The sequence below is a fragment of the Pseudonocardia autotrophica genome, from assembly GCF_003945385.1.
Taxonomy (GTDB): Bacteria; Actinomycetota; Actinomycetes; order Mycobacteriales; family Pseudonocardiaceae; genus Pseudonocardia; species Pseudonocardia autotrophica.
In genome coordinates this window covers 4,830,049-4,844,738 of sequence record NZ_AP018920.1, presented here as the reverse complement: position 1 = coordinate 4,844,738, position 14,690 = coordinate 4,830,049, and the positions used below count along the sequence as shown (strand labels likewise).

Sequence of the window (14,690 nt, the reverse complement as noted above, 5' to 3'; positions counted from 1 at the left end):
GTGGGGGACAGGTCGGGCCCCGCCACACGGAGATCACGGCTCTCTCCCACGCGCCACGGCGCCCCCGAGGCAGACAGGCCCGCGAGGGCCGCAACGATCTCCGGGGCCGCACCGATCTCCGACCACGCGGAGACCGGGGCGCTCTCCCATGCGGCGCGGCGCCCCGGGGCAGGCAGGCCCCCGGGTGCCGCCGATCCCTCACTACGCGGAGGTCGCGGTGCTCTGCCGTGCGACCCAGCGACCCTGGGGTGAGGCTGGCCCGCGGGTGTCTCCTTCGGTGTCGGGTCAGAACGGTGGGGCATCGTCGTCACGTCGATCAGCGGTCGCAGCACCTCGATCAGCGGTCGCAGCCTCCGGGGCCTCGGGGGGCGGTGCGGTGTCCGGGTTCGTGAGATGGGGCCGGTAGTCGTGCGGCCGGGTCGTCTCCCGGCGCCCGCACGGGCTGATCCAGGTGAGCGACCCGTCCTCTCCGGCGACGACCTGCCAGCCGGGTGCGTCTTTGAGTTTGTGGTGGTGCAGGCACAGACCGTGCAGGTTCGCCGCGTCGGTCATACCACCGTCGGCCCAGGGGACGAGGTGGTCGAGATCGCGGATCGGTCTGCTGCACAACGGACCACGACAGATTCCATCGCGGGCCCGCACCAGATCGGCCAGATCGTCGGGTGGGGCGTAGGTGCTGCGTCCACGATCGCGGACCTCTCCCGAGAGCGGGTCCACGACCAGTCGGGCCCATACGCCGCCGGCGGCCAGTGCCCGGGCTGTGGTTGCCGGGATCGGTCCGTGTCCGACCAGTTCGGCCGGGCGGTCATCGCCGAGCAGCGTGTCGAGCGAGACGACGACCTGGATCAGCGGCTTGCGCCCGATTGCCGCCACCGGATCCGCCCTGGCCGCCAACACCTGAGCGACCACCTCGGCCAGCGCCTCGGGCGACAGACCCGCCGACGCGGCAGTATCGGCGACGCCGGCTTCCCGGGTTCCCCCGGTGGCCCCACAGGATCCGTTAACCCCACGGGATCCGATGGCCCCGCGAGCCCAGCTGGTTGTGGCACCGTCAACCGGTCCGGCACCGGCCGGCCGGGCTGCGCCACCTCCAGCACCTGCACCGCCTCCAGCACCTACACCGGCTGCACCGTCTCCGCCGGCTGCACCGGCTGTCGTGCCCGCACCGACTGTGGCGTCTGCTCCGGCGGCGAGGACCTGGCAGACGGCCTCTCGGACCGCGGCCAGATCGGTGATCGACACCGTGCCCTGCAAGAGTTGGTGGGCCAGGTCGACCCGCCGCTGCTCCAGCGTGCGCGGGTCGTCGGCGCCCAGGGATCTGGCCAGCCGGTCCACCGACCGCCACGACGCCTCGGTCTGCTCGGCGGCGGCGGAGAGCCACAACGAGGCCATCCCGTCATCGGACCGGCTGATCGACATCCGCCGATCAGCCTTGGCCCGCTCGTGCCGCCGCGCCGCACCCTGCGGGTCCACCCGCGCCACGGTGCGACGCAACCGATCCTGCAACAACCGGCGGGGCGCGGCAGCCGCGCCGGGCAACACTCGTGCCTCGACCTCCCGCGCCACCTCATCGGTCAGGACGCTCGTGGCGTGTGCGATCGCGTCGGCCTTGCGCTCGTCGATCCGGCCCGCCTCCCACTCCGCCAGGGTCGCCGGAAGCACATGCGCGAACCTGACCGCGCCCGCGAGCATGCAGCGGGCCTCCTCCAACGACACCCGCAACGTGAGTGCGACCTGGTCGGGTAACCACCGCCCCACCGGCGCCGCCGCACCCGAATCCGCGCCCGGTGGCGGCGCGCTGCTGCCCGGTGGGTGCCGGTCGGCGAACACAGCCAGCATCCGGGTACGCAGCGCCGAGGCCCAGCGTTCCATCCGCTCGGCACCCTCGACCACATCGAGCAGCTGGGCATCGTCGAGCAGTTCGGGGCTGTCCCCGGCGAGCTGACAGTCCAACGCCAACGCGAAACCCACCGGCCGATCCGGATCCACCGTGACGGCCGGATCGTCATCCCCGCACAGCAGCCCGCACAGCTCGCGGGTCATGCCGTGCGGGCACGGATCGGCCGCGACCGCCTCCGGGCTGAGCAACCCACCATCGATGTCGAACATGTGTTCGAGTCTACTAGGGATTGTGTGCCGCTCTCTAGAACGAATTCCAGGTAATTCCATACAGGACACGAACCGGCACCGCGCACCACCGGATGCCCGAGGCTCGACGCCCAGACCCGACCGCCCGACCGCCCGACCCGGTACGCCCGACCGGCCGGTCCGCCCGACCGCCGCGCCTACCGGCCTGTGGTGGCGGGGAGCGACCACACCTGCGGGTTCGCGCCCCCGGAGCCAATTCCGAGCCACCGGCCACGGATTCGCGCCCCCGGGGCATACCCGAGTTGGTCGCTTGCCGGTCGCGCCCCGGCCCAGCCCCCGGTCACCGGCCCGGTCGCACGCCACTCTGTCGGACGCCACTGCCCCGCGGGCAACACCTGAGTCACCCCTGCCATGCACACCCCCTGAGTCACACCAGAGTCACTCACCTGCGAGCTCGCAGCCCCGGGTAACACCCGGGTCACTCGTCGGCCGGCAACGGCGCCGACACCGGCGCGGATCGCCGACCGAACCAGCGCTCGATCTCCGACGCCGGCGCAGGTCACCGATCGGGCCCGGACCCGTGACGCAGCAGGTCCGGGCCACACCTTGCCGGGCAGTGACCGAGCAGCAGCCGGGCAGCCACGAACCGCCGGCCGACCGGCCACGGCACCCGTCGTCGACCGCCGCACGTGCGCCGGTTCACCCCCTTGACGGCACGATCGGCAAGCCGAGGTTCGCTGAGCGGGAGCAGGAACAGCCGGCCGATCCCGGCGACGACCACGGATCCGTCACCAATCCCTGGGACACCACCAGGATGCCCGGCGGCTCCAGCGGGGGCTCGGGGGTCGCCGTGGCCACCCGGTCCTGCTTCGGGGCACTCGGCACCGACACCGGCGGGTCGATCCGCCTGCCTTCGGCGCTCAACGGTGTCACCGGGCTGCGCCCGACGATCGGACGGGTCAGCAACGCGGGCGTGATCCCGCTCGCCTGGAGCATGGACACGGTCGGCCCGATGGCCCGGACCGCGATCGACTGCGCCGCGATGTTCACCGCGCTCGCCGGCTTCGACCCCGCCGACGCGGGCTCGGTCGACCGGGCGGGCGAGGACTACGGCGGGGACCTGTCCGGGGGCGTCGACGGCCTGCGGATCGGGGTCATCGAGGGCTACTCGTTGCACCACGTGCAGCCGTCGGTGGAGAAGGGGGTCCGGGCGGCCCTGCAGACCCTCGAGGCCGCCGGGGCGCGGGCCACCGAGGTCTCGATCGCCGACATCGAGGGCAACATCTCCGCCCAGCTCACGGTCGAGGCCGCCGAGCCGAGCACGTACCACCAGCGCTGGCTGCGCGAGCGCCCCGACGACTACGGCGACGACGTCCGGCTGCTCCTCGAAGCCGGCGAGATGTTGCTCGCCACCCAGTACCTGCAGGCCCAGCGCTACCGCGCGCTGCTGCGCCGGCAGACACTCGCTGCACTGTCGCGGGTGGACGTCCTGGTGTGTCCGACCCTGCCCTTCACCGCCACTCCACTCGGTGAGGTGACCGTCGAGATCGACGCCGGGGTCCCGGAGGACATGCTCTCGGCGATCATGCAGTTCACCGGCCTGCCCTCACTCACCGGCCTGCCGGCGATCAGCGTGCCTTGCGGATTCGACGAGGCGGGCCTCCCGGTGGGTATGCAGCTGATCGGCAAGCCGTTCGCCGAGGCGACCCTGCTGCGGGCGGTCGCGGGATTTCAGGACCGCACCGCGTTCCACGCGGCGGTGCCGCCGCTGGTCGGTTCGATGAGGTGACGCCCCCGGCCTGGCGCTGCGGCCCGACAGGTCCTCCCCGGAACCGATGGTGACGCCGTGCCGGCCGCCGGTTCTCCCGAGACGTGATGGCCGAGCCGGTCATCGGTCGTGGTGATCGCGGACGTCACTCGGCCGCTGCCCGAACTCACGCCGGAACGATCTGTCGAGATGGGGCAGGCCGGCGAACCCGAGGTCGGTCGCGAGCCGGGTGAGGGACCGCCGGTCGTCGGGCGTCGGAGCCGGCATCGGAGGGCTGGCCGCTGCGGTCGGGCTACGGGCGGCCGGCTGGGACGTCACGGTCCTCGAACGGGACGCCGACACCAGGGGCGCGGGCGCGGGGATATCGCTGTGGTCGAACGGGCTCCGCGCCCTGGATCTGCTCGGTGTCGGAGACACGATCCGCGCGCACGGACCCCTGACCGGGCAGGGCGGGATACGCACCGGCACCGGCCGCTGGCTCTCCCGGTCCTCGGGCGAACGCCTGCACACCGACAACGACCTCGGCGTGCTGATCCTGCACCGCGCCGAGTTGCACTCCTGCCTGCTCGCAGCGCTGCCCCGGGGCGCCGTCCGGACCGGTGCCACGGTCGTCGACGTCGAGCAGACCGACTCGTCCGCGACCGTCATCCATCGCACGGAACACGCCGGGCAGCAGCGCCTCACCGCCGCGCTGGTGGTGGTCGCCGACGGTGTCCGGAGCCGGGTTCGAGCCGCGATCCTGCCCCGCGCCGGTGCACCGGCCTACGCAGGCTTCACCGCATGGCGCGGGGTGACCGGCGACCGCTGTGCGCTGCCGCGCCAGTCGGAGTCCTGGGGGCGTGGCGCCGTGTTCGGATTGACGCAGCTCCCCGACGGGCGGGTGTACTGGTTCGCCACCGCCAACGAGCGGCCCGGGGGGCGGCATGCCGACGAGAGGGCCGAGGTCCTCCGTCGTTTCGGGTCCTGGCATCCGCCGATCGGTGAGATCGTGCGCAGCACCGATCCCGAGGCCGTACTGCGGCACGACATCTACTCCCATCCCCGGCCGCTGGCGGAGTTCACCCTCGGGCGCGTCGCACTCCTCGGCGACGCCGCGCACGCCGTCACCCCCAACCTCGGGCAAGGTGGGGGCCTCGCCCTGGAGGACGCCGTCGTCCTCGCTTCCGAACTCGCCGGAGATGGTCCCGTCAGCCGGGCGCTGGCCCGCTACGACGCCGCTCGGCGACCCCGCGCCGAGCGGATCTCGGCGCTCTCCCAGCGGATCGGTCGTCTGGCCCAAGCCGAGAACCCGATCCTCACGACACTGCGTGACACACTCGTCGCGCTCACCCCGAGCACGGTCTCGGCGAGGAGTCTGGCCCGCACTGCCGCATGGCGACCGCCGTCCCCGGGGCCCGGCGGATCCGGTCCGATGAGGCAGGACGACGCGTCGTAGCCGCACGCCGGGATCGGGCGGGAGGCCTCGTCGAGGCCGGTGCCGGCCGGTCGAACCGGGATCCGCTCCCCGGGCGCGCGGCACGGGGCTCGCGGAGCCAACGGAACCATGGGTAGGGTTCGACGACACCGGAGCGGCCTGATGACACCGCTCCCCGGTGAGTACGACCCCGTCCGGGCCTCGTCTCGCGTCCCACGCGTGCAGCCCGGGACCGTTTCGCACCCGTCTCGGTGGTGCCGTCATCAGGAGCTCAGATGCTCGACCGTCTTCCTGCTCTCGCCCTGTCCGAGCGCGGAGCGTCCCGCCCCGATCCGGTCGTTCTCGGCGGCGTCCCGGTCCTACCGATGCCCGAGCACGTCGTCGAGGCGGTCCGGGCCGTCGCGGGCACGCCGTTCCCGCGGCTCAGCCGGGGATCGCCCACCCTGCGCGCGGCGCTCGCCGCGCGCATCGGCGCGGACGACCCGGAACGCGAGCTGCTGATCACCCACGGCGCCCAGCACGGCATGAGCGTGGCGCTGCGCGCGCTGCTCGCCCCCGGCGACGAGGTGCTGGTCCCGACCCCGACCTACTTCTTCGACGGCATGGTCCGGATGGCCGGCGCGCACCCGGTGCACGTCCCGGCCCGTGCCGACGACGGCTGGGCGGCCGACCCGGCGGCGCTGGCGGCCGCGATCACCCCCGCCACCCGCGCGCTGCTGCTCTGCAACCCGAACAACCCGACCGGCCACACCCCCACCCGTGGCCGGCTCGCCGAGCTCGTCGACCTCGCGGCGCGGCACGGGCTCGTCGTGCTCTCCGACGAGTCCTACGAGCGCTACGTCCACGACGGACCCGGCTACGTCCCGCTCCAGTCGCTGCGCGACCGACACCCGGACCTGGTGACGGTGACGAGCCTGAGCAAGAACTACGCGTTCAGCCACTGGCGGGTCGGCTACGTGCACGCCCCCGCGCCGCTGCTGGACCGCGTGCACACCGCGTTCGAGTGGGACGCGATCAACGTCGGGGACATCCCGCAGGCGGCCGCCGAGGCGGCGGTCACCGGCCCGCAGGAGTGGCTCGACGCGGTGTTCGGCCTGTTCCGCGGCAAGCGGGACCTGCTGGTCGAGACGTTGCGGACGGCGGACGTGCCGGTCGTGCCACCGACGGCGGGCATCTTCGCCCTCGCCGACCTGTCCCGGATCGGTACGGGCAGGCAGCTGGAGGACGAGCTCCTGACCCGGGGGATCGTCGCGCTCGCCGGCGACGCGTTCGGCGGCCCCGCCGGCCACGCCCGGCTGCTCTACGGCGGCCCGGACGCCGGCATCGTCGAGCTCGGACGCAGACTCGCCTGATCAGAGGGGGAGTGCGATCGGGGCGCTGGTCACCGCGGCACTCGCGGTCAGCGCCCCGATGATCTCCCGCTGCGCCGACGCCGTCCGCCGGGCCATCGCGGCGCGCGCGGTGTCCGGCTCCCGGGCGACGATCGCGTCGACCAGGGCCCGGCGCTCGTCGATCCTCCCCGGTGGCATCGACGGGTCCAGCTTCAGCGCCAGCCGGACCACGCGCTCGATCTCGTCCAGCGCGTCGACCGCGGCCGCGGCGAGCCGGGCGTTGCGGCACCCGTTGGCGATGATCGACTCGAACTCGTAGTTGTGCCGGAACCGCTCCTCGAAGCGGGGTCCGCCGAGCTGTCCGTCCTCGTCGTCGACGCACAGCTCCTGCAGCCGGTCCGCCTCGGCGGCCGAGAGGCCGTGCCGCGCGGTCAGCGACGCGGTCTCGGACTGCAGCAGCGAGCGCATCGCGCACAGATCGCCGACGTCGCTGAGCGTCACGGCCGAGACCACGTACCCGGCGCGGGGCTGCGGGGTGACCAGCCCGTCGCGGTGCAGCCGGGCGAGCGCCTCGCGGACCGGGGTCTTGCTCAGCCCGAACTCGCGGGCGACCGCCTGCTCGGAGAACTGGGTGCCCGGCGGGCGCCGGAGCTCGATGATCGACCGCTTCAGCCGGCGGTACGCCGTCTCCATCAGCCGGTCGGCGGGGGGTGGTTCGCGGAGCAGATCCGGCTCGTAGCGCACCGTCGCACGGTAACAGCGCACGGCGATTGACATATGTTTCCGCGAAATCAATATGTCAGCAGGGTCTCGCTGAGATCTCAGAACGCTCCTACTGTGCATCTCACCCGGCGTCGCCGTCATCACGACGCCGGATCCGCAATGGCAGCGCGCAGACGGAGGTCGTTCGTGGCCCACCCACCCCCCGCCGGCTGGCGGGTAGGCGCCGACGTCGGAGGGACCTTCACCGACGTCGTCGCGCTCGGCTCCGGCGGACGGATCGTCCCCATGAAGGTCCTCTCGACCCCGCCGGCCTTCGGCGAGGGTGTCGTCACCGCGACCACGACCGCGGTGCAGGCCGCCGGCGTGACCGCGGCCGACGTCACCGAGATGCTGCACGGCACCACGGTCGCCACCAACGCGATCCTGGAGAAGGACGGCGCGGTGACCGCGCTGGTCACCACCGGCGGCTTCCGGGATGTGCTCGAGCTCGGGCGGCTGCGCCGGCCGACGCTCTACGACCTCGGCTGGACCAAGCCGGCCCCGCTGGTGCCCCGGCGTCGCCGGTTCGAGCTCGACGGCCGGATCCACGCCGACTCCACGGTCGACCCGGCCGCGTCGGCCGAGGGGATCACGCAGGTCGCCGAGGAGATCCGGGGCTCCGGCGCCGCGTCCGTCGCGGTGTGCCTGGTGAACTCGCACCTGCGTGCCGACGAGGAGCGGCGGGTCGCCGCGGAGCTCGGCCGGCTGCTCCCGGGCGTCTACGTGACCGCCTCGGTGGACCTCGGCGCCGAGCCCGGGGAGTTCGAGCGCACCAGCACCGCGGTGGTGAACTCCTACGTCGGCCCCACCGTCCAGGACTACCTGACCGTGCTCGAGCGCGACCTGGTCACCGCCGGGGTCACCGCCCCGCTGCTGGTGATGCAGTCCGGCGGCGGGCTGCTGGACGCGGAGAAGGTCGGCCGACGCCCGGTCGAGATCATCGAGTCCGGCCCGGCGGCCGGCGTGACCGCGGTGGCGGCGCTGGCCCGCGCGATGGACCTGCCCGGGGTCGTCGCCTTCGACATGGGCGGCACGACGGCCAAGGCCTCGCTGATCGAGGACGGGTCCCCGTTCGTCTCGGCCGACTACGAGGTCGGCGGCGGCATGAACGTGGCCCGCGGACTCGGGTCCGGCGCCGGCTACCCGGTGCGGGCGCCGTCGATCGACATCGCCGAGATCGGCGCCGGTGGCGGCAGCATCGTGCGCACCGACGCCGCCGGGGCGCTGCACGTCGGGCCGTCCAGCGCGGGCTCGCGCCCCGGCCCGGCCGCCTACGGCAACGGCGGGGAGCGGCCCACGCTGACCGACGCCAACGTCGTCCTCGGCTACCTGAACCCGGAGTCGATCGCCGGGGGACGGGTCCGGATCCACCCGGACCTGGCGACCAAGGCGCTCGCCGGCGTCGCCGCCGAGCTGGGCGCCGGGGTGCCGGAAACCGCCCGGGGCGCCTACGACGTCGCCGTCTCCGGGATGACGACCGCGGTCAAGGCCGTCACCAGCGAGCGCGGCCGCGACCCGCGGGAGACGACGATGGTCGCCTTCGGCGGTGCCGGCCCGCTCTACGGCGCCGCGCTGGCCCGCGAGCTGGGCATCGACACCGTCGTCGTGCCTACCCACCCCGGCCTGTTCTCCGCGCTGGGGCTGCTCGTCGCCGATATCGAGCGGCACGCCTCGGCCGCCCACGACCCCGACCGGGCCGGCGCGCCGGCGATCGCGGGGGAGTTCGACCGGCTGGCCGCCGTCGTCGACGCCGAGCTGCGCTCCGCGGTCGCCGACCGCGAGGTCGTCGTCGAGCGGTTCCTGGACATGCGCTACCGCGGCCAGCGGTTCGAGCTCCGGGCACCGCTGCCGTCCGGGCCGGTCGACGAGGCGGCGCTGGCCGCCGCCCGCGAGTGGTTCCACGCCGAGCACCGGCGGACGTACGGTCGCCGGGGCCCCGACGCCCTGGTCGAGATCGTGACCCTGCGCGTGATCGGGCGGGTCGAGGCCGGTGTCCGGCTGGACGCCGCGCTCGCCGCGCCGCTCCCGCCGGCCGCCCCGGAGAGCCGCCGGCGATGCTTCTTCGACGGCCGGGAGGTCGACGTCGCGGTCGTCGGCCGCGCCGCGCTGGACGCGACGCCCCGGTCCGGCCCGCTCGTCGTGGAGGACATGGACTCGACGACGCTCGTGCCCCCCGGCGCGTCGGCGCACCGCGACCAGCTCAACAACATCGTCATCTCCTGGAGTCGACCGTGATCCGCGACGCCGCGACCTTCGAGGTCTTCCGCAACGCCGTCACCGGTGCCGCCGACGAGATGGCGATCACCGTGCTGCGCACCGCGCACAGCCAGATCGTCGCCTCGAGCATGGACTTCTCCGCCGCGCTGTGCGATGCCGACGGGCGGACCATCGCCCAGGCCAACACCTGCCCGGTGCACCTCGGGTCGATCCCCGAAGCGATGGACGCGGTGCTGGAGCGCTTCGGCGACACGCTCGCCGACGGCGACGTCTACATCCTCAACGATCCCTCGCTCGGCGGGATGCACCTGCCCGACGTCTTCGCGGTGACCCCGGTCTTCGCCGACGCCGTGCTGGTCGGGTTCGCGGTGAGTGTCGTCAACCACGCCGATGTCGGGGGATGGGCGGCCGGTTCGATGGCCGTCCAGTCGACGACCGTCTTCGCCGAGGGGGTGCAGATCCCGCCGTCCCGGCTCGTCGAGGCCGGCCGGACCAACGAGACGTTCCTCGAGCTGATCCTGCGCAACGTGCGCGAACCCGAGCTGTTCCGCGGCGACCTCGAGTCCCAGCTCGCCGCCAACCACACCGGGGCCCGCGGACTGCGGGAGCTGGTGGAGCGCCACGGCACCGGGGAGTTCGGCCGGCTCGTCGACGAGCTGCTGGACTACTCCGAGGCCCTGCTGCGCGCCGAGCTCGACGGCGCGGTCGCGGGCACCTACGAGTTCGCCGACCAGATCGACGACGACGGGCTCGGCGGCGACCCCATCCCGTTCCGGGTCCGGGTCACCGTCGACGCCGACGGCCTCGGGTTCGACTTCACCGGCAGCTCGCCGCAGGTGGCCTCGGCGCTCAACGCGACCGCGTCGTTCACCCGCTCCGGGTGCTACGCCGCGGTGCAGGGACTGCTCGCCGCCGACATCCCGGCCAACAGCGGCTTCCAGCGGGTGTTCCGCTTCGAGATCCCCACCGGCTCCATCCTCGACGCGAACCGGCCCGCCGCCCGCGGCGCGCGCGGGCTCGTCGCCTACCGGCTCATCGACACCGTCCTCGGCGCGCTCGCGCCCGTCTTCCCCGACCGCACCCCCGCGGCCGGCGACGGCGGGCCGAACTCGGTGGTGATCGGCGTGACCGGCGACGACGGCTCCTCCACCGTGCTCTGGGACGTCCTGTGCGGAGCCTGGGGAGCCCGGCCGGACCAGGACGGCATCGACGGGATCAGCCCGCTCGGCGCCAACCTCGCCAACACCCCGGTCGAGGACATCGAGCGCTCCGGGCACGTCCGCATCGACGGCTACGGCTACCTCACCGACTCGGCGGGCGCCGGCCGCTACCGCGGCGGGCTCGCCACCTTCCGGGACATGACCGTCCTCGCGCCGTGGGCGACCGTCCAGATCCGGTCCGACCGGCGCACGTCGCTGCCCTACGGTCTCGCCGGCGGCCGGGACGGCACGCCGTCGGCGAACCTGCGCGACCCCGGCCCGGACGAGGTCCTCCTCGAGACCAAACCCCACCTCACGATGGTCGCCGGGTCCCGGCACCGGCAGACCACGGCCGGCGGGGGCGGGCACGGCGACCCCTTCACCCGCGACCCCGGGGCCGTGCTCGACGACGTCCTCGACCACAAGGTCAGCCCCCGCGGCGCCCGCGAGGACTACCGCGTCGTCGTCACCGGCGACGGGCGCATCGACCACCCCGCCACCGCACTCCTCCGCTCGGCCCGCTGAGGCCACACACCGGAAGGCCACTGTCATGAGCAGCAGTGACGTCACGGGCACGGATCCGGAGATCCAGGACGAGGCCGAGCGCCGCCTGTGGCGCCGGATCGCCTGGCGCATCATCCCGATCGTCGGCCTCGCCTATCTGATGAGCTACATCGACCGGGCCAACCTCGGGTACGTCGCCCAGCCGATGTCCCGCGAGCTCGGTCTCGACGCGGCCCAGATCGGCCTGGCCGGCGGGTTGTTCTTCATCGGCTACATCCTGGTCGAGGTGCCGAGCAACATGGCGCTGCGCCGCTTCGGGGCCCGCAAGTGGATCACGCGGATCATGGTCACCTGGGGCCTGATCACCGCGCTGACCGCCTATGTGGACTCCGCGGCGCACCTGTACCTCGCCCGGCTGGCCCTGGGCTTCGCCGAGGCCGGGCTCGCCGCCGGCATCCTGCTCTACCTGACCTTCTGGTTCCCCCGGAAGGTGCGGTCCTGGGTGATGGCGACGTTCTTCCTGATGATCCCGCTGTCGTCGATCGTCGGTGCCCCGCTCGCCGCGGCCCTGCTGTCCTGGGGCGACATCCTGTTCCCCCTGTCCGCGTGGCGGTCGCTGTTCCTGGTCGAGGGGGTGTTGACGCTGATGGTCGCGGTGGTCGTCTTCTGCCTGCTGCCGGACCGTCCGTCCGACGCGAAATGGCTGTCCGACGACGACCGCGCACGGGTCGAGGCCGCGCTGCAGGCCGACGAGGAGAAGCGCGCCGCCAGCGGTGCGATCAGCGGGTTCGGGGCCTCGATGCGCAGCGGCCGGGTGTGGGTGCTCGCGATCGCGTTCTTCACCGTGGTCTTCGGCCTCTACCCGCTCGCCTTCTTCCTCCCGACGATGATCTCCACGATCAGCGACGCCGCCGGAGGCGACGTGAACAGCGTGCTCGTCTCGGCGATCCCCTCGGCCTTCGCGATCATCGTGATGATCATGTGGTCGCGGGTCTCGGGCCGGCTCAGCGCGGTCACCGCCACCGTCGTGCCGATGGCCGTCGGTGCCGCCGGGCTGGTGCTCGCGACCGCCGCGGGCAGCGGGTATCTCTTCGTGGCGGCGGTGTGCCTGAGCACCGCCGGGATCTACAGCGCGATGCCGCAGTTCTGGCGGATCCCGCCGCTCGCGCTCACCGGCGCGGCGGCGGCCGCCGGGATCGCGGTGATCAACTCGGTGAGCAACCTGTCCGGCTTCGTCGGGCCGTACGTCACCGGCGCGATCCACGACGCCACCGGCAGCTACACCTGGGCGCTGCTGACGATCGCCGCGGTCATGGTGGCCGGCATAGGCGTCGTGCTGACCACCGGGCGGCGCATCGAGACGACCATGGACCGCTGACCCGGGTGGTCGGGACCCCGACGCGGTGTCGCAGCGATCCACTGCCGGATCCCGTGCTGCGAGTGGTGGGCGTCACTCGGGGTTGAGTGTGCCGCTGCGGCATGACCTGTACTGCGTTCACACGAGCAACAGAGTGGACGACGAGGGCAGGACGACCATGTTCGACGTGCAGCACACGACCGACCGACCGGCGCGTCCGGCGGCACGCGGCCGTCCGACGGTGAGCGTCGTCGTCCCCGTCCGCAACGAGGCGAAGAACCTCGAGGTCGTCCTGCCGGCGCTCGCCGCGGTGCGTCCCGCACTGCACGAGATCATCGTCGTCGACAGGCACTCCACGGACGGCTCGCTCGACACGGCCCGTCGGGTGCTGCCGTCGGTGCGGACCCTCACCCAGACCCGCAGGGGCAAGGGCAACGCGCTGGCCTGCGGTTTCGCCGAGGTGACCGGGGACATCGTGGTCATGTTCGACGCCGACGGCTCGGCCGATCCCGCGGAGATCCCGGCGTTCGTCGCCGCGCTGGTGGCGGGGGCCGACTTCGCCAAGGGCAGCCGGTTCACCGCGGGCGGCACAGCGACGACATCACCGCGCTGCGCAGGGCCGGCAACCTCGGTCTCAACGTCGTCGCCAACGCGTTGTTCGGCACGTCCTACACCGACCTCTGCTACGGCTACAACGCGTTCCGGGCCGATCTGCTGCCGGTGCTCGATCTCCCGGCGACGGACGCCCCGGCCCCGGCCGCGGGCATGCTGTGGGGCGACGGTTTCGAGATCGAGACGGTGCTCAACTGCCGGATCGCGGCCGCCGGTCTCGCGATCACCGAGGTCCCGTCGGTCGAGCGCCACCGGATCTTCGGCGACACCAACCTGCGTACCTTCGCCGACGGCGCCCGGGTGCTCCGCACCCTGCTCGCCGAGCGCCGGCGCACCTCCCGGACGATCGCCCCGGTGCTGCCGCTGCCGGTGTCCGCCGACGTGCCGGCGCTCCCGCACGCCCGCCGCCCGCAGACGACGACACCCGACGCGCCGGGTCACCGCCGCCACCCGACCACCGACCAGCGTCCTGAAGGGGCCGATCGTGCACTCGCCTGAACCCCGCCCCGGGTCGACCTCGCCGGAGGCCGGCGAGGTCGACCACACGGTGCGGCTCGACCGGTCCGCGCTCGACGCCACCCGGCCGTTCGGCGCCCACCTGCGGATGAGCTGGTGGAAACCGCTCGTCCTGCTCGTGACGCTGCCGGTGGTGCTGGTGCTCACCCAGTGGCTCGCCTTCCTGTTCGTCGGCGTCGTCGTGGGCAGCGACGATCCGCTGTCCACCGAGTTCACCCCGTCGAAGTCCCTGGCGGCCAATCTCGCCATCGGGGTGACCGGCCTGGTGGCGGTCCTGCTGCTGGTGTGGATGACCCGGGTGCCCTGGCGAGCACTGTTCAGCCTCCGGCGGGCGTTCGACCCGCGGCGACTGGCCCACTACTCGCTCGGAGCGGCGCTGCTGGTGGGGGCGGCGATGGCGGTCGTCGCGGTGGTCGCGCCGCAGTCCACCGGCTGGACCAGCTTCGCGATCACCGGCACGACCGTCGCCCTCCTCGCGGTCACCCTGCTCACCACCCCGGTCCAGGCGGCCGGCGAGGAGTTGCTCTTCCGCAGCGTCCTGCTGCCGGCGGCCGCGAGCTGGCTGCGCGCGGTCCGGCCGGCACTGGCGCTCGGGCTCGTGGTGTCGTCCCTGGGGTTCGCCGCGGTGCACGGCTCGACCGACCCGTGGCTGGCCGGCTACTTCACGGTGGTCGGGCTCAGCACCGGACTGATGGCGATCATCAGCGGCGGGATGGAGGCGCCGATCGCCTTCCACGTCGTCAACAACGTCCTGGCCGGCATCATCACCAACGTGATGTCCGGCGGCGGAACCAACACCATCGACCGGACGACCGAGACCGGTGGCCCGTCGCTGCTGATCCTCGCCGTCGCGAACATCGCGATGGTCGCCGTCGTGTGGCGCTACGAACGACGGGCACGCCCGGAGCGGGCCGTCGCCTGA

General features: G+C 73.2%; 10 protein-coding genes and 1 pseudogene. 9 read left to right on the top strand and 2 right to left on the bottom strand.

What is annotated here, in order from left to right; genetic code table 11:
• Window positions 1-285: 285 nt before the first annotated feature.
• Window positions 286-2,169 (bottom strand): HNH endonuclease signature motif containing protein, encoded by a 1,884-nt coding sequence (locus Pdca_RS22515; RefSeq protein ID WP_133725364.1) that lies wholly within the window; start codon window positions 2,167-2,169, stop codon window positions 286-288.
• Between the two features lie 535 nt (window positions 2,170-2,704).
• Between Pdca_RS22515 and Pdca_RS22510 the strand changes: the two genes are divergently transcribed.
• The 3 genes from Pdca_RS22510 (at window position 2,705) to Pdca_RS22500 (ending at window position 6,622) form a co-directional block, all read left to right on the top strand.
• Window positions 2,705-3,877 (top strand): amidase, encoded by a 1,173-nt coding sequence (locus tag Pdca_RS22510; protein WP_232021120.1) that lies wholly within the window; start codon window positions 2,705-2,707, stop codon window positions 3,875-3,877.
• 208 nt (window positions 3,878-4,085) lie between these two features.
• Complete coding sequence (locus tag Pdca_RS22505; protein ID WP_158092225.1) at window positions 4,086-5,291, top strand: FAD-dependent monooxygenase; 1,206 nt, start codon at window positions 4,086-4,088, stop codon at window positions 5,289-5,291.
• A gap of 254 nt (window positions 5,292-5,545) precedes the next feature.
• The gene (locus Pdca_RS22500; protein ID WP_085914282.1) at window positions 5,546-6,622 is read left to right on the top strand and encodes a pyridoxal phosphate-dependent aminotransferase; all 1,077 of its coding nucleotides are present in this window, start codon (window positions 5,546-5,548) and stop codon (window positions 6,620-6,622) included.
• Here Pdca_RS22500 and Pdca_RS22495 read toward each other — a convergent pair whose 3' ends face one another.
• Window positions 6,623-7,345 carry a GntR family transcriptional regulator gene (locus Pdca_RS22495; protein WP_232021119.1) on the bottom strand — a complete coding sequence of 241 codons (723 nt, stop codon included), beginning with the start codon at window positions 7,343-7,345 and terminating at the stop codon, window positions 6,623-6,625.
• 165 nt (window positions 7,346-7,510) lie between these two features.
• On the opposite strand from Pdca_RS22495, the gene Pdca_RS22490 reads away from it, so the two are divergent.
• From Pdca_RS22490 to Pdca_RS22470, 6 genes and pseudogenes are all read left to right on the top strand, one after another.
• On the top strand, window positions 7,511-9,598 hold the full coding sequence (locus Pdca_RS22490) for a hydantoinase/oxoprolinase family protein (RefSeq protein WP_232021118.1): 2,088 nt from the start codon (window positions 7,511-7,513) through the stop codon (window positions 9,596-9,598).
• Window positions 9,595-11,304, top strand: a complete 1,710-nt coding sequence (locus Pdca_RS22485; RefSeq protein WP_085914284.1) for a hydantoinase B/oxoprolinase family protein — start codon at window positions 9,595-9,597, stop codon at window positions 11,302-11,304. The genes Pdca_RS22490 and Pdca_RS22485 overlap by 4 nt, the downstream gene beginning before the upstream one ends.
• A 25-nt stretch (window positions 11,305-11,329) precedes the next feature.
• Window positions 11,330-12,661: an MFS transporter gene (locus tag Pdca_RS22480; protein ID WP_085914285.1), complete on the top strand. Its 1,332-nt coding sequence runs from the start codon at window positions 11,330-11,332 to the stop codon at window positions 12,659-12,661.
• A 157-nt stretch (window positions 12,662-12,818) separates the two neighbouring features.
• Window positions 12,819-13,190, top strand: a pseudogene (locus tag Pdca_RS37080) (glycosyltransferase family 2 protein); the annotation flags it as partial.
• A 104-nt stretch (window positions 13,191-13,294) separates the two neighbouring features.
• Complete coding sequence (locus Pdca_RS37075) at window positions 13,295-13,750, top strand: hypothetical protein (RefSeq protein ID WP_232021772.1); 456 nt, start codon at window positions 13,295-13,297, stop codon at window positions 13,748-13,750.
• Entirely contained in the window at window positions 13,737-14,690 is a 954-nt protein-coding gene (locus Pdca_RS22470) for a CPBP family intramembrane glutamic endopeptidase (protein ID WP_197719800.1), read from the top strand. Before Pdca_RS37075 ends, Pdca_RS22470 begins: the two co-directional genes overlap by 14 nt.